The following is a 16,168-nucleotide window of genomic DNA, read 5'->3' as shown; positions in this document are numbered from 1 at the left end:
ATGCTCACGAGCACCGGCCTGCCCGTGCTCCTCGACCTTTGCTGGCCCCTTTGGCGGCGGCTTTGGCTATGGCTTTATTTGCCGCTTTGATACGTTTATCCAGCGCCTTGCCTGCCGGTGTCTTGGACAGATGTTTATCCGCCGCCGCCAGGTATTTGTCCCTTCGGGCATTGCCTTTGCCGACTGGGTTCTGCGCGTTGGCGGTGCCGTCTTTTCCACCCAAGCCTTCATAAACGCGTTGCTCGAGTCCTCGGGTAGTGTCCTTGCCGTCCTGTCCGTAGGCGGTATGCAGGACTTGAGGTGCCTGGCCACCAAAGCGGTCAAAGTTTGATCCATAGCGATAGTTCAGCACGTCTGAACCTACCTGCTTGCCTTGCATGCTGGCATAGCCTACGTAGGGTTTTCCTGTCGCCTTATCGACGCCCAAGTAGGTGATGTGGGTCGCTGTGGTCGGACTGCCCGCCAGCCCCCATGCGTCACTCCAGCCCATTGGGTTAGGGCCATACTGATAGAGATTCAGGCCCCCAGCGAGTCCTATGGGGTCCGGCGTAATAAACCGACCGATGTCAGGGTCGTAAAATCTGAACGTGTTGTAGTGCAACCCGGTTTCCCGGTCCAGGTATTGTCCCAGGAACCTCAGGTTCTGTTCTTCGATGTAGTAAGGCTCGCGAATTTCTTCGGCGGTATTACCCCAAACGTAATAGCTGGCCTGCCAGACGCGGCGCCCGTCCTGTTCGGTCAATTCTTGCGGCAACCCGTTGGGGTCGTTGTGGTAGTACCTGACCTTTTGCAGGGCCCCAATGCCATCTACGCGTGCCAGCGGCTCATAGCTTTCATCTTCGTAGAGGTACAGGCTGGTCTGGCTATTGCGGTGTTCCTGGACCAGTTGCAAACCGTCCCAGACAAAGCGAGTGGTGCCTAATGGATAGCCATGGCTGTCTCGCTCGGTTTTTTCAATGCGACGACCTAACGGGTCATAGCTCATCGTGACGATGGTTTCGCGGGCGGCATGCTGGTTTCGTACTTCGATCACTCTGCTTTCAGCGTCGTACTTGAATCGTTGAACCCCTCGGCTAGCACTGCGTTTTTCGATCAGTCGACCGAAGCCGTCATACCGATAACGTTTGTCTCGGTAGGTCAATAATTTGTTATGCACGACCAGGCCGGCACTGGGTTGCGGGCCGTCCAACAGGTTGGCTGCCGCATCATAGGCAAAAGCTTCATGCTGCCCTTGAGCGATGTTTTGGCTGGCAATGATTCGATCGGTGGCGTCGTAGTGAAACAGTTGTCGAGACGTAGCACCTTTTTTTTGTTCGAGGCGGCTTATCAGGTTGTCGCCAGGGTCGAATTCGAAATGTGTTTGCCCCGTTCCAGGCAATGACCGTGGCTGGCTGTTTGAACGTCGAACGCGTGAACGCAAGCGCCCTCCACGATCATATTCAGTCCTGGTATTGATCTGACCCTGGGTGCGAAGGACCTCACGATGCAACCGATCACGCTCGAAGTCGCAGACGACCTGGCCGTCGAGGTTGATCTGGTGCAGGTGGCCGCTGCCGTAATACAGGCGGTTGATCCAGCGGCCATCAGCCAGTTGGGTCTGGATGAGATTGCCGAGTTCGTCGTAGCGATGTTTCAAGCTGCCGGCTGAGCTTTGCTCTTCGAGTGGCTGGCCCACGGCGTCATAGAGGTAAGCCAGCTTCTGTTCGTGGCCCTGGGTATCCCTGAACGTAATTGCGATGAGTCGGTCCAGCGGATCGTAGGTGTATTCGGTGCGGCCATCATCTGTAATCTTGGCAACCAGACGCCCCACGGCGTCACGCTCCAGACAATGAATAATGGGTGCTTGCGGTGTTTGCGGGACGACACCGAGCCCGTCACCATATTGCGCAGGCAGCGAGGTGACGCGGGTAATGCTGTTGAGTACATCGTAGTCATAACGATGGGCGCTCCCATCAAGATCCGTCTGCTCGACCAGACGATCATTAGCATCCCAGGCAAACCGATAACGCTCGCCGTTCTCGTTGGTCAGCGATTGCAGTCGTGCGTAGTGGTCATAGCTGAACTGCACGTTGCGACCGTGGGCATCCGTTCGCTGGTGAATTCGGCCGCGAGGGCTGTACTGATAATGGGTGGTATGGCCAGACGGATTGGTATGCGCCGTCAGTTGCCCGCAGAGATTGCGCTGAAAATGCTCGATACGACCATCGGGCAACTGGCGGCTGAGGATTCTGCCCATGGTGTCGTAGGTGAAGGTTATCCGTTCGCCAAGCGGATCGGTAATGACCTGTAAATAACCCCGCTGGTCATAACTGAAACGCGTCGGATAACCCGAGCAGTCCACGTGTTCCACCAATTGGCCGAACGGGTTCCAGCGTAGCTTCTTGCTTTTGCCGGTGGCGTCGATGATTTCCACGACCTGGCCGTGGGCGTCGTAGCGGTAGCGGGTGATGTGGCCCAGCGGGTTGGTTTGCGCCGTGCAGTTGCCGCGTTGATCGTAGCGGTACTTCCAGCTTTGGCCGGCGGCGTCGGTGTCCACCAGCGGCAGGGCCCAGTGTTCGAGCCAGAGGGTGGATTCGCTGCGGCCCAACGGGTCGGTTTCGCTGATCAGGTTGCCGGCGTCGTCGTAGCTGAATTGATACTGGCCGCCCTGTGGATCGGTGGCGCTGAGCAACTGGCGCTCATCGTTCCATTCGAACAACCAGGTCTGGCCGAGGTTGTCGCTGTACTGGGTGATCTGGTGCTGGCTGTTCCAGTACCGAATGCTGACCCGTTGCAGGCTGTCGCTGATGCGGGTGATGCCAGCCTTGAGGTCATAGTCGAACTGGTAGGCGTCGCCTTCGTCGGTCCAGTGCCGGACCACGCGCCATTCCTGGTCGTCGATCAAGGCCCATTCGTAAAAGCAATGCAGGCCGGTGGGCAACTGGTGCTCGACCATTCGTTGCCCGGCGTCGTAGCTGAAGCGCCGTTGCACCTGGCCGGTGGCGTCGCTCACTTCGGCGAGGGTGTTCGCCGCGTCGTAGGCGTAGCTGACCAGCACTTCGCGGGATTGGTCGGGGTAGAGGCGCTCGATGTGGGCGACGCGTTCGCCTTCGCGGATCAGCTCGACCTGCACCAGGTCGAAGGTGTCGCGCAGTCGCACCAGGCGTCCGGCGTCGTCGTAGTCGAGGTGGATGCGGTTGTCGTTGCGGTCGCCCAGTTGGCTCAGCCGCAAATGTGATGGGTTGGCTGGCGAAGGTTCGAACAAACGGTAAAGGCCGTCTTCGCTCTCGATCAACAGTTGCCCGTTCACATGACGGCGCACGGCCAGGCCTTCGCCGGCGCTAAACACCGCGCCGCCCAAGGGGATGGAGCCCATGTCGATGGGCCTGCCCTGTTCGTCGGTATAGATCAGGGTTTCGCCGCCCTCGGGGTGGGGCAGGATTTCCACTTGGACTTCGTAGGCGACGCTCCAGCCGGCGCCGAACAAACTGTCGCGGCGTTCGTCGCGGCTGTTGTACACGCGCTGCCAATCGATGGGCAGGATGCCGGGCAAGACGAAATCCAGCTCCTCGTCACCGCCCAGCACTTTGGCGCCGGTGGCGGCGTGCACCGGGTTCGACGAACCCATGGCCGCATTGGCGGCCGCGTTCGCCGCGCTGCTGGCGGCCATGGACACCGCGCCGCCCACCAACATGCACGGCAGCTTGCTGAAGAACTTGCCTTTGCCGCCCTTGAGCATCAGCAGCGCGGTGACCGCCAGGCCGACGCCCGGCGTCTTGCCGCTGCGAATCTCGCGCACCACCACCGAACCACCGCCAATGGTCACGTCAGGGGAAATCAGCCCGGACGACACCACCGTCGCATCGCAGGTGCTGCGGTCACCGCTGCGCACGGCGGGCTGGCTGTTGATGGTGACTTTGTCCGAGCCTTCGGCCATGAACTGCGGTGGCATCGGCGGGTGCTTCATGCAGATGACCAAGTCTTCCGGCTTGGGCACGGCGCCAGGGGCGGGCGAGGCAACGGTGGGGCGCCACATCTGCGAGAAAAAATTCCCGGCCATGTCCAGGTAGCTGGGTTCTTCTTCAGGCTCGGGGGCCTCCAGCTCCGTACCGGCGGGGGCAACGTGGGACTCAATCGCTCCGGCGGCGCGAGCGGCGGGGATGTTGTTGGTGAGGGTGTCGGTGGAGCCGGTAAGAATGTTGGCCTGCACCGTGGGCGGAAAGAGGGCGTTGCCGATGCCCTCGCATATATTACTCAGGCCCTTGTCGGCCCCGGTCTTGCTCATGGCCAGGCCGACAATCGTGCCCACCACCAAGCCGAGGACGAAGCAACCCAGCCCGCCGGTGACCACGGTAATACCCGTGGCCGCCACTACGGCAGCCGTCGCCACGGCCGTGATTGCAATGTTCGCCGCCACTTCCAGCACGCCGCCGAGGATGTCGGCCATCATCGAGGTGTGGTTCAACGCATCGCCCAGTCGGGCGGCCCAGAGTGCGTCAGACATGCACGTTGCTCATCCGGCCGGAGCGTCGAAAATCAGCGAACCCTTGATCGTCGCCCAATGTGCCGCCTCAGCATCCCCCAGCTTCTCGGCCTTCACGTAACTCAAGGCAAGCATCTTGCGAGTACCTGGCAGTACCAGCGCCAATTGAAACTGGAAGACCTTTTCGTTGCCCTTGTTGAACTGGCTGCGCAGTTCGATGGCTTCGACTTCCTGATTGGCCCCCACACGCAACGTGGCGCCTGGTTGGCAGCGCAGGTCCTGGACTTGTTTTTCCAGGCGCTTGAGCTGGTCATCCAGGTTGCTTTGCAAGGTTTCACCCTCGGCCAACAGGCTGCGGCTGACGATCAAGGACGTACCCAATTCGGGGAACTTGAGGATGTTGATCGAGGCGTCCAGCAGTTCGCTGGGCGGTAGCTGGAGCTGGAATTCGTTGAGACGGTAAGTCATGGGGCATATATCTCGTGGTTAGCCCTTGGGCGGCGGGAACGCGGCGGCGACGTTGGCGTCGATGCTTGCCTTGACGCCCTGGCCGTCCGGGGTGGCGCCGGGACCGCCGCCGTTGTTCAGGTGCAGCACGCCGCCGGTGTTGAACTCGGCATCGCCGCTGGCATAGAAGCTGATTTGCACGCCGGTCAGGTTGATCTGGCCGCTGGCGTTGAGCTCCAAGATGCTTTCTCCGCAGACCAGGCGCAGGTTCTCGCCCACTTCGATGACGTAGCTCTGGCTGATGCTGTCGGTCTTGCGCTGGCCCACGGACAGGATGTCCTCCTGCTTGACGATACGCAGCCGGTTGTTGCCGATGGTCACCGTCTCGTTGTGGCCGATGCTTTTGTTGCGGTCGTGGCCCACCGAATGGCTTTCATCCACCTCGACCACGATGTCCTGGTTGCGCTCGGCATGGATGTACAACTGCTCTGCGCCTTTTTTGTCTTCCATGCGGATTTCGTTGAAGTTCGCCGGCGTACCGCCCTTGCTGGAACGACTTTTCATACCGCTCTGGGTGGCGTTTTCCGGCAGGTCGTAGGGCACGGTCTGCTCGGCGTTGTAGACGCGGCCGGTGATGATCGGCCGGTCCGGGTCGCCTTCGAGGAAGCTGACGATGACTTCCTGGCCGATGCGCGGAATCTGCATCGAACCCCAGTTTTTACCCGCCCAGGATTGCGACACGCGGATCCAGCAGGAGCTGTTTTCGTTGGACTGGTCGTGACGGTCCCAATAGAAATGCACCTTCACCCTGCCGAACTGATCGGTCCAGATTTCCTCGCCCTTGGGGCCGACCACCAAGGCGGTTTGCGGTCCCTTGACGATGGGGCGGTGGGTAATCGCCATCGGGCGAAAGCTTTGCTGGGCGTCGATGCAGGTCAGGCTGCTTTCGAATTGCGCCGAAGGCGCGCCGACACCGGATTCACCGCTCTCCTGGGAGACGTAGTAACGCGCGCCGACGATCAGGTATTCGCGATTCTGGTCCTGGCGAGTGAAGCCGGTGAGGCTGAACAGGTGCCCCGAACCCAGGCCGCGGGCGTTGCCCGCCAGCTCGACCTGCTCATGCAGGGTCTGCAAGGCTTCGATGCGGGTGCGCGCATAATGTTCGCCATCTTCGCTTTGCACGTAGGTGCCGGGGTAGTCATACAGCGGATAGTCACCGGCGGCATGCGGGCGCGGCATGGCCGAGCGCACATCGATGCGGGCGCTGGGGCGCTGGAAGTCGTAGTCGTTAAGCTCCAGCGAGCCGGGCTGGACTTCCTGGGCCAGGTGCCAGTCGTGAATATGATCGCGTTCGCGCTGCTGCTCGTTCTTCGGATAATAAGGCACCGAACCGTAGCCGGGCACGGTGGTGTGCGCGCCATAGGCGTCGGCCAGCACCAGCACATGGCGACCCTGCTCGTGGCGGAAGAAGTAGTAGATGCCTTCCTGTTCCATCAGGCGACTGACGAAATCGAAGCTGGTCTCGCGGTACTGGACGCAGTATTCCCACTCGCGATACGGGCGGCTGAGGGCGTCTTCAAAGTCCGAGAAACCGAGGTCGCGGAACACCTGCTTGATGATCTGCGGGATGGTCAGGTTCTGGAAAATCCGGCAGTCGGAGGTGCGCGTCAGCAGCCACAGCCATGGTCGCAGCGTGGCCTGGTAGCTGGCGAACTGGCCTTGGTCGATGTTTTGGCTGAAGCGCGCAACGATGCCGTGGAAATGCCGCTCACCACCGCCGTCCAGTTGAACGCTCACGCACATGGGCTTGCCGAGCACCTGGTTGAGATCGATGGCGTTGTCCAGCGAGTGCAGCTGCAACTCATAGTTGAACAGCCGCCCCAGCTCTTCGCCGCCACCCATGTCCTTGAGCAACAGCACCTCGGGTCCCAGGGGGCTGGTGATTTTTGCCAGGCGTGAGGCTTGGTTGAATAACATCGAGTGTCCCGTGCAAGTTGTATTAGCTGACGGCGCCGAGTTCCATGTGGGCGCAAGCGCGCGCCCACATGGTTATCGCGTTCCTGCAGGTCAGGCCGCGTCGCTGAAATCGTATTGCAATTCATTGTCCCGAGCGCTGATACGTACGCCGGCCAAGGCTTTCCCTTCAAGCATGCGGGTCAGGAACTCGCGGCTCATGTCCGGCAACAGGCTGTTGGTCAGGATGGTGTCGATCATGCGCCCGCCGCTTTCGGTTTCGGTGCAGCGCGAGACGATCAGGTCGATTACCGCGTCGTCGTAGTCGAAGGCCACTTTGTGAGTGCTCTCCACACGCTTCTTGATGCGGTTGAGTTGCAGGCGGGTGATCGCCTTGAGCATCTCGTCGCTGAGCGGGTAGTACGGAATCGTCACCAGGCGTCCGAGCAATGCCGGCGGGAAAATCTCCAGCAGCGGCTGGCGCAGGGCCTTGGCGATTTCTTCCGGCTCGGGCACGTTCCGCGGGTCCTTGCAGACCTGGGCAATCAACTCGGTGCCGGCGTTGGTGGTCAGCAGGATCAAGGTGTTCTTGAAGTCGATCACCCGGCCTTCGCCGTCCTCCATCACGCCTTTGTCGAACACTTGGAAGAAAATCTCGTGGACGTCCGGGTGAGCTTTTTCCACCTCGTCCAGCAGCACCACGCTGTACGGTTTGCGCCGCACGGCTTCGGTCAGCACGCCGCCTTCGCCGTAGCCGATGTAACCCGGTGGCGCGCCCTTGAGGGTGGATACGGTGTGGGCTTCCTGGAACTCGCTCATGTTGATGGTGATGACGTTCTGTTCGCCGCCGTACATGGCTTCGGCCAGGGCCAGGGCGGTTTCGGTCTTGCCCACGCCGGAGGTGCCGGCGAGCATGAACACGCCAATCGGCTTGCTCGGGTTGTCGAGGCCGGCGCGGGAGGTCTGGATGCGTTTGGCGATCATCTGCAAGGCGTGATCCTGGCCGATGATGCGTTTTTTCAGGTGCTGGTCGAGGTTGAGCACGGTTTCCAGTTCGTTGCGGGCCATGCGGCCCACCGGGATACCGGTCCAGTCGGCGACCACCGAGGCCACGGCCTGGTAATCCACGGTCGGCAGGATCAACGGGGTTTCGCCTTGCAGGGCGGTCAGGCGCTGTTGCAGGTCCACCAGTTTCTCGCGCAGTTGGTGACTTTCGTTGTCGCAAGCTTCGCTGTTGTCCTCGCTGTCCACCACGCCGACGCGCTCGCGCAGGGTGGCGCGGGTGGCGAGCAGTTCGTCCACCAGGGTTTTCTCTTCGGCCCAACGGCTTTCCAGCTCGGCCAAGCGCTCACGCTCAGCGGCCAGCAGGCTTTCGCTCTGGGTTTGGCGGGTGCCGATGGCAATGCCAATCGCGTGTTCACGGGCGATGATCTGCAGCTCGGTTTCCAGCGCCTCGATGCGCCGACGGCTGTCGTCCACTTCGGCCGGCACGGCGTGCAGGCTGATGGCGACGCGGGCGCAGGCGGTGTCCAGCAGGCTTACGGATTTGTCCGGCAGCTGGCGCGCGGGAATGTAGCGGTGGGACAGCTTGACCGAGGCTTCCAGGGCTTCGTCGAGGATCTGCACCTGGTGGTGTTTTTCCATGGTAGAGGCCACGCCGCGCATCATCAGCAGCGCCTTGTCTTCCGAAGGCTCAGCCACTTGCACCACTTGGAAGCGACGGGTCAGGGCCGGGTCTTTTTCGATGTGCTTCTTGTACTCGGCCCAGGTCGTGGCGGCCACGGTGCGCAAGGTGCCGCGGGCCAGGGCCGGCTTGAGCAGGTTGGCCGCATCACCCGTGCCGGCGGCGCCACCGGCACCCACCAGGGTGTGGGCTTCGTCGATGAACAGAATGATCGGCTTGGGCGAGGCCTGGACGTCTTCGATGACCTGGCGCAGGCGCTGTTCGAATTCACCTTTCATGCTCGCGCCGGCCTGCAACAGGCCCACGTCGAGGCTGCGCAGTTCCACGTCCTTGAGGGCCGGCGGCACGTCGCCGGCGACGATGCGCAGGGCAAAGCCTTCGACCACGGCGGTCTTGCCCACGCCGGCTTCGCCGGTGAGGATCGGGTTGTTCTGCCGGCGGCGCATGAGGATGTCCACCAGTTGGCGGATCTCTTCGTCACGGCCGACGATGGGGTCGAGCTTGCCGCTGCGGGCCTGCTCGGTGAGGTCGACGGTAAAGCGCTTGAGGGCTTCCTGCTTGCCCATGGCGGCTGGGGCCATGGCGCCGCTGGCTTCGCCCGGCACGGCGCCGGCATTGAAGCCGTCGCTGGCGGTCAGGGCGTTTTCCGGCGAGTCGCCGACGTATTCGTCAAAGCGCTCGCTCAGGGCTTCGACCTTGACCTTGTCGAACTCCGACGACAGGCCCAGCAGCGCGTGGCGCAGGCTTGGGGTCTTGAGGATGCCCAGCACCAGGTAACCGGTGCGCACCTGGCTCTCGCCGAACATCAGGCTGCCGTAGACCCAGCCGCGTTCCACCGCTTCTTCCACATGGGAGGACAGGTCGGTGATCGACGTCGAACCCCGTGGCAGACGGTCCAGTGCTTCGGTCAGGTCACGGGCCAGGCGCGCCGGCTCGATGTTGAACTGGCGGATGATGCGGTGCAGGTCCGAATCCTGCAGTTGCAGCAACTGATGAAACCAGTGGGCCAGTTCCACATAGGGGTTACCGCGCAGCTTGCAGAACACGGTGGCGGCTTCGATGGCTTTGTAGGCCACGCTGTTGAGTTTGCCGAACAACGCGGCGCGACTGATTTCACCCATGCTCATGGCTCCTTGAGGTCTGTGAGGTGTTGGCCTGATCGGCGTAGTGCCGGGCCAGTATTAGATCGTTGGCATCTGTTTCGGGGCGTCCCAGCCAGGTGTTGAAACCCAGGCGGAAACGCCCATTGAGTTGTAGCGCCGGGACTTCAGGCTGCTCCAGGACCAGGTTCAAATCCCAGTCCAGTTCATGGCCCAGGTATTCGGCGACCCAGGCCACCAGTTCGTTGAACGGTTGGCTGCCAGGGAGCATGCCCATGTAGTCGACGAGCTTGAGCGGGCCCAGGCGGATGCGGAATTTGTGCTGGCGATCCCAGACGAAACGACCCAGGCAGAAATCCATGCCCAGTTGATGAGCGCTGACACCGACGCGGCTGCGCTCCGGCAGTTCCAGCCATTGGCCGACGTATTCTTCGATCTCCACCGGCAAGCCGAAGTACTCACCGAGAATCGCCTTCAAGCCGTCCGGGTAGCGCGTTTGCGCCGAGAGGTGGCCGCTGTAATGCAGCTTCGCCGTGTCGGGGATCAGCCCCTGATCGAGCAGGCTCGGCATGCCCCGGCCGCTGAGTGCCGCCAGGCGCGCCGACCAATAATCGTCGTCCGGACGATCATGGCTGACGGTTGGCCGTGCTTCGGCCCAGGCCCGGTAGAACAGGCTGAGCAGGCGATGGTGGAACACATCGAGGAAGCGTTTGCTGGTGCTGTCGCCATTGTTGCGCTGGCGTTCGCGCACGTATTCAGTGATGTGCAGCGGCATCGGGCCGTTGGGGCCGCCGAGGCCGAAGAAGAATTGCTCCAGGCGCGCCGGCGTGCCGTCGGCGCCCGGTTGTACCGAGGCCAAAGTCGCCGGGGCGAAGGTGCATTCGGCCTGTTGTCCGAGACGCAACGGGTCATCGGCCAGGCGCAGGGAATGGCCCAGGCGCGGCAGCTCGGGGGATTCGCACTCGATGCGCCGCAACGCCTGGAAGAAATCGTATTCCCAGGGTTCCTGGTGCATCGCCTCCAGGGTATTCACAGGGTCGGACGACGTCCGGGCTTGGCTTTCCATCGCATGATCTCGCCGCGTTCGGTGGTACGGATCACCGTCTCGGTAAAACTGTTGATCGACACGTAGCGTGCCAGGAAGCGCTCGAACACTGCGCCGAGCAGGAACACCCCGGTGCCGCGAAACGCGTTTTCATCGAATTCCAGAGTGATCTCCAAGCCACGACCGAACACGATCGGCCCAGGCATCGGCAAGCGCCGGGTGCAGGCCTTGCTGCTGACTTCGCGCAGGCCTTCGATCTGCAATTGCAGCGCCGCGTCATTGCTGTCGCCGTACAGGCGCAGCAGTTCGCGCAGGGCGGCGGCGCCTTGGCCTTGCTCGCTCAGCGACAAGTAGTTCAGCGACAACTGGCTGATCAACCGCCAGGCCTTGGCGTCATGGGCATGGCTGGCCCGTGGACGACTGGGACCTGCCACACAGCGCACGGCGCCGACCGGCGCGCTGTCGGCGAGGGTGAAGTCGGTCTTGCCGTTGCCCACGCTCATGAACAGCGGCAGGTCGCGGTTGGTGCACAAAGCGGTGACGCCCAGTTGGCGCAAGTCGTTGCGATAGGGCGCCTGCTGACTGTCCACCAGGCTGACGAAGGTCTCGCTGCCGACGTAAGTCGAGCGCGGACCATTGCGCCGCTGATCGCTGGACAGCACGCGCGGTTCGCGCCTTACGGTGTAGTAAGCCTGGTCGCGGCCATAGCGGGACGGATCGCGCACCGCATAGAACGGCAGGAACGGCTGCTCTGGCCCGGTGCCATGACCGGTCAGGCCGGTAAGCGAATGCACCTCGAAATCCATCGGCCGGGTGCGGTCGGCGATCACGTGGTGTTCGTTGACTCGGTCCGACAAATGAATGCGGTCCAGGCGCTTGGGAAACAGATTGATCGCCGGCGTGCAGAACGGCAGGAATTGCGAGGCGCCGACGCTGCCTTCCAGGCTCGGATCGTGGCGGTCGAACAGCACGATCAATTCCAGCTCCTGGCCATCGCAGCGCTTGACCGCACGGCCGAGCTGGGTGAAATCGACAAACAGGAAGCGGTGCGGCAGGGCGAAATATTCCTGTAGCAAGCGATAGCCCTGGAACGCCCGCGGCACCACTGGCAGCGCGGCCTCGGCGTCATCGAAGCCCTGGGAGCGCAACGCATCCTGCGGCAGCCGTTCGACCCAATCGCCGCCCGGCTGGCGAGCGAACACCGCGCAGGCGTTACTCAACAGTTGTTCGTAAAGGCGGAACGGTTGTTCGTCAGCGCCGCTCAAGTACAGCGGCAGGTTGTCCAGGGCCAGGCTGTTGAACGGCAGCTCGGCGCCAGTGCGCAGGGTCAGGCGCAGGCCGGCCTTGGCTTTCGGTTCGCTGGCGGCCAGGCGCCCGAGCACGGCGGACGGGTTGCCGAAATACTCGGCCTGGCTGACCTGCAACGGCCACAACGTCACCGCGTGAGCGGTGCGGTACTCGCAGCAGGTCTGTGATTCACGACCCAGGGCGGCGCGCAGGATGGTGTCGCGAGGCAGCGGGAATCCACTGCTCAGCGAGCCTTCGTCCGGGTCGGCCTGCATCTGCACCACGGTCATCGACGGCGTCGGCGCAAGGTAGTGCGGGTAGGCGATTTCCAACAAATTGTGGGTGAAGGTCGGGTATTCGGCGTCGAGCTTGAGCTGCACCCGCGCCGTCAAATAGGCAAAGCCTTCCAGCAGACGCTCGACGTAGGGGTCGGCGCAGTCCATGCCGGCCAGGGTCAGCCGACTGGCGATCTTCGGGTATTCCTTGGCGAACTCCGCCGCGCTTTCGCGCACGTGGTGCAGTTCCTGGTTGTACAGCTCGAGCAGGCGCGGGTTCATGGCCGTCTCCGCTGGTCGGCGTTGACCACGCGCACGTGACCGGTTTCCAGGTCCAGGTCGGTTTGCAGCATCAGGCGCAGCGGCACCGGCTGGGCCCAGAGGTCGCCTTCGATCTCGAAACTCAAGGCGTTATGGTTCATCTCGGCGGTCGCCCGGGCCCGCACGCGCAGGGTGTGGCGCAGGATGCGCGGCTCGAACGTGGCGATGGCTTGGTGGATCAGGCTTTCCAGCGCGGGAACATCGATGTTCGAAGCACTGTTGCCCGCCAGTGCCGGCAGCCCGAAATTCACCACCGAGGTGCCCGCCGGGGTGTGCAGCGTGGCATCGGCGTCGAGCAATGACGTGGTGTTGAGCAGCCACGCCAGATCCCGCAGCACCGAGGCTTTCAGCTGGGTCAGGGAGAGCACGCGCTTGTCGGCGCTTTCCTTGGGGTTGCTCGGATCGTCGTCGGTCAGCCGGTCCAGCAGGGACGGTTGCAGGCGATCGCGGGTGGCGATTTCGGTTACCAAGTGAAAAGGCCCGTGTAATTTTTCTGGTCACCTGTGCCAGTCATGCAGCTGGCGGTACGAGCGATTATCGAGGGTTCGAGTTGTCCATTGATCTGGCGTATGGCGCGATACTCGGATCGACACTCCTGATTGTTATGGGGGCCAGCAGATACATGGACAACGATGACAATAGGCACCTCACCGAAGGTCTCGACGTGGGGTTTGCCTTGTCGATCGACCCTGAACTGGCAGGGCCAGGCCAAGTCGAGTGGCATCAGGGTCTGGTCGGGTTTGCGCAGCGCGCAGCGCGCCTGGTCGTTCTCCAATGTCAGCGTTTGCCCGCCCATCGAGACGACATGCTCCACCGGGACGGAGGAGATTGCCGATGGCGATTGCTGCTGGGCACAGGCGGTCAGGCTGGTCAACAGGCAGCCGACCCATATCGCGCAATGGGCCTTGATCATACGAGCTCCCAGAACCAGATCGCTCGGGATCGATAGGCCGGATCGTCATAGCCTAGGGTCAGGCCACGGTTCCAGAGGTCGATATGATCGCCGGTGCGACCTTCCGAGGCTTCTCCCACTTGCTGGAAACAATCCTTGAAGAAAATCAGGCCGGTCTTGTCTTGCAGCTTGCGCCGGTCCGCGGCCGTTCCGCCAAGGATCAACGGGCGGCCCAGATGATGTTTCCACAGCCAATTTGCCAATGACTCGGCCCCACGAGCATGCCCATGGGCACATTTGGGTTCGGTGTAGGTGGATTTGTTGACCTTGATGGTCAGTTCGGTATTAAGCGTGATGCTCATGCGAATCGCGCATTGGTTCGCCCAAGGGCCGTCGCAAGGTTTCGCGTCGGGATGGGTGACCAGCAAATCGGAATAGGCTTTCCACAAATTGATAAACGCAGGCTTGGCCATGACTCAGACACCGGAGGGGAAAGGATTGGTTGCGAGCAAGCACCAAACACCCCCGGCGCGTGGCGCCGGGGGCGTGTTCGATTACACCTTGACGTTCTGACGGATGTTCCAGCCGAACTTGACCGGCCCGCCTTCCTTGGTGCCGTCGGCTTTCTGCGGCTGGTAGTCCACCATCACCTTGGCGAAGTTCAGGGTGACGTTTTCGGTCAGGCGATCATCGCCGCCCGAACCGCCAGTGCTCAGGGACGTGATCAGCACTTCTTCCAGGTTGATGATCATGTACTCGACCTGGCTTTCGCCACCGGCCTTGCGCACGGTCAGCTTGACCTTATCGACGTGCTTGCCGCTGGCGCAGTGCATCATCAGGTTCGGCGATGCCTTGTCGACGTACTTGGTCAGCGACAGGTCCTGGATGCTCACCTTGCCCGCACCACCGCCACTGCCAACATGCATGTTGCCGGTCTGGGACATGCCCCAGCTCCAGTTCAGGACGTCGATCTCGTCCTTGTGGGCCTTGTCCATGGACTCGCCCTTGATGTCGCCGATCTTGATGAAAATATCAACAGCCATGTTTTCTCCCTGTGTGGCACTGGCCACTTGATTTGGTGATCGTTCCTACGCTCTGCGTGGTAACGCATCTTGTGACGGTCTGCGTCGCTGGGACGCGGAGCGTCCCGGGCGGTATTCCCACGCAGAGCGTGGGAACGAGCGAGTCAAGGTCGGTGTTATGCGCCCTTGGCCGACGGCAGTTTCGATACCAGGCGCAGCGACACGGTCAGCCCTTCGAGCTGGTAGTGCGGGCGCAGGTAGAACTTGGAGTTGTAGTACCCCGGGTTGCCTTCGACTTCTTCGACGATCACTTCAGCGGCAGCCAATGGATGCTGGGCCTTGGTGGTCTCGGTGGAGTGCGCCGGGTCGCCGTCGACGTAGTTGAGGATCCAGTCCTGCAACCAGCGCTGCATCTCGTCCTTCTCTTTGAAGGAACCGATCTTGTCGCGCACGATGCACTTCAGGTAATGGGCGAAGCGGCAGGTGGCGAACAGGTACGGCAGGCGCGCGGCCAGGTTGGCGTTGGCGGTGGCGTCCGGGTCGTCGTATTCGGCTGGCTTTTGCAACGACTGGGCGCCGATGAACGCGGCGAAGTCGGTGTTTTTCTTGTGCAGCAGCGGCATGAAACCGTTCTTCGCCAGTTCCGCTTCACGGCGGTCCGAAATGGCGATCTCGGTCGGGCACTTCATGTCCACGCCGCCGTCATCGGTCGGGAAGGTGTGGGCCGGCAGGTTCTCTACTTCACCGCCCGACTCCACGCCACGGATGCGCGAGCACCAGCCGAAGTGTTTGAACGAACGGTTGATGTTCACTGCCATCGCGTAGGCAGCGTTGGCCCAGGTGTATTTGGAGCTGTCGGCACCGTCGGTGCTTTCTTCGAAAGCGAAGGCTTCCACCGGGTCGGTCTTGGCGCCGTACGGCAGGCGTGCCAGGAAACGTGGCATGGTCAGGCCGATGTAGCGCGAGTCTTCCGATTCGCGCAGCGAACGCCAGCCGGCGTATTCCGGGGTGGTGAAGATCTTGGTCAGGTCGCGCGGGTTCGACAGTTCCTGCCACGAGCCCATGCCCATCACGGTCGGCGAGGCGGCGGCAATGAATGGTGCGTGCATGGCGGCGCAGACTTTCGACAGCTCGCCCAGCAGTTCCACGTCCGGCGGGGACTGGTCGAAGTAGTAGTCGCCGACCAGGCAGCCGTAAGGCTCGCCGCCGAACTGGCCGTATTCTTCTTCGTACATCTTCTTGAAGATCGGGCTCTGGTCCCACGCGGTGCCCTTGAATTTCTTCAGGGTCTTGTGCAGGTCGGTCTTGGAGACGTTGAGCACGCGAATCTTGAGCTGCTCATCGGTCTCGGTGTTGTTGACCAGGTAGTGCAGGCCACGCCAGGCGCTTTCCAGTTGCTGGAAGTCGGGGTGGTGGATGACTTGGTTGACCTGGGCGGTGAGCTTGGCGTCGATGGCGGCGATGATCGACTCGATCGACTTGATGGCGTCGTTGGACACCAGGTCGGTCTGCGCCAGAGCCTGTTCGGCCAAGGTCCGCACGGCGGTCTCGACCGCTTCGCGGGCGCGCTCGGTCTTGGGTTTGAATTCTTGCATCAACAGCGAGGCGAACTCGCTGGTTTCTTCGGTGGCGCCCAGGTTCTGGGGCTGATTGTCGCGTACCAAATCGTTCATGATCGTT

The 16,168-nt window shown here is 62.0% G+C and carries 11 protein-coding genes; all 11 read right to left on the bottom strand.

Annotation, left to right across the window (positions count from 1 at the left end; translation table 11 throughout):
• Positions 1-4 precede the first annotated feature (4 nt).
• The 11 genes from HU742_RS25015 to tssC all read right to left on the bottom strand — a co-directional run bounded on the left by HU742_RS25015 (position 5) and on the right by tssC (position 16,161).
• Positions 5-4,483 (bottom strand): RHS repeat-associated core domain-containing protein, encoded by a 4,479-nt coding sequence (locus tag HU742_RS25015; RefSeq protein WP_186643367.1) that lies wholly within the window; start codon positions 4,481-4,483, stop codon positions 5-7.
• A gap of 9 nt (positions 4,484-4,492) precedes the next feature.
• Positions 4,493-4,930: a DcrB-related protein gene (locus tag HU742_RS25010; RefSeq protein ID WP_186633585.1), complete on the bottom strand. Its 438-nt coding sequence runs from the start codon at positions 4,928-4,930 to the stop codon at positions 4,493-4,495.
• A gap of 18 nt (positions 4,931-4,948) precedes the next feature.
• A complete protein-coding gene (locus tag HU742_RS25005; RefSeq protein WP_186615132.1) occupies positions 4,949-6,886 on the bottom strand; it encodes a type VI secretion system Vgr family protein in 1,938 nt (645 codons plus the stop codon).
• 90 nt (positions 6,887-6,976) lie between these two features.
• Complete coding sequence (gene tssH, locus HU742_RS25000) at positions 6,977-9,667, bottom strand: type VI secretion system ATPase TssH (RefSeq protein WP_186643368.1); 2,691 nt, start codon at positions 9,665-9,667, stop codon at positions 6,977-6,979.
• Entirely contained in the window at positions 9,660-10,712 is a 1,053-nt protein-coding gene (gene tssG, locus HU742_RS24995) for a type VI secretion system baseplate subunit TssG (protein ID WP_186643369.1), read from the bottom strand. The genes tssH and tssG overlap by 8 nt, the downstream gene beginning before the upstream one ends.
• Positions 10,676-12,535 carry a type VI secretion system baseplate subunit TssF gene (gene tssF / locus HU742_RS24990; RefSeq protein WP_186633596.1) on the bottom strand — a complete coding sequence of 620 codons (1,860 nt, stop codon included), beginning with the start codon at positions 12,533-12,535 and terminating at the stop codon, positions 10,676-10,678. The genes tssG and tssF overlap by 37 nt, the downstream gene beginning before the upstream one ends.
• Positions 12,532-13,044: a type VI secretion system baseplate subunit TssE gene (tssE, locus tag HU742_RS24985; protein ID WP_186615140.1), complete on the bottom strand. Its 513-nt coding sequence runs from the start codon at positions 13,042-13,044 to the stop codon at positions 12,532-12,534. The genes tssF and tssE overlap by 4 nt, the downstream gene beginning before the upstream one ends.
• Complete coding sequence (locus HU742_RS24980) at positions 13,038-13,487, bottom strand: hypothetical protein (protein WP_186643370.1); 450 nt, start codon at positions 13,485-13,487, stop codon at positions 13,038-13,040. The genes tssE and HU742_RS24980 overlap by 7 nt, the downstream gene beginning before the upstream one ends.
• Positions 13,484-13,939 carry a type VI secretion system amidase effector protein Tae4 gene (locus HU742_RS24975; RefSeq protein WP_186633603.1) on the bottom strand — a complete coding sequence of 152 codons (456 nt, stop codon included), beginning with the start codon at positions 13,937-13,939 and terminating at the stop codon, positions 13,484-13,486. The genes HU742_RS24980 and HU742_RS24975 overlap by 4 nt, the downstream gene beginning before the upstream one ends.
• Before the next feature lie 81 nt (positions 13,940-14,020).
• Positions 14,021-14,509 carry an Hcp family type VI secretion system effector gene (locus HU742_RS24970; RefSeq protein WP_186633606.1) on the bottom strand — a complete coding sequence of 163 codons (489 nt, stop codon included), beginning with the start codon at positions 14,507-14,509 and terminating at the stop codon, positions 14,021-14,023.
• A 155-nt stretch (positions 14,510-14,664) separates the two neighbouring features.
• Positions 14,665-16,161, bottom strand: coding sequence for a type VI secretion system contractile sheath large subunit (gene tssC, locus HU742_RS24965; RefSeq protein ID WP_186615148.1), 1,497 nt, complete (start codon positions 16,159-16,161; stop codon positions 14,665-14,667).
• Positions 16,162-16,168: the final 7 nt, after the last annotated feature.

Origin of the sequence: Pseudomonas marvdashtae (assembly GCF_014268655.2) — a bacterium.
Taxonomy (GTDB): Bacteria; Pseudomonadota; Gammaproteobacteria; order Pseudomonadales; family Pseudomonadaceae; genus Aquipseudomonas; species Aquipseudomonas marvdashtae.
Note: the sequence above shows the minus strand (reverse complement) of the source record. Positions and strands in the feature narration are given on the sequence as shown.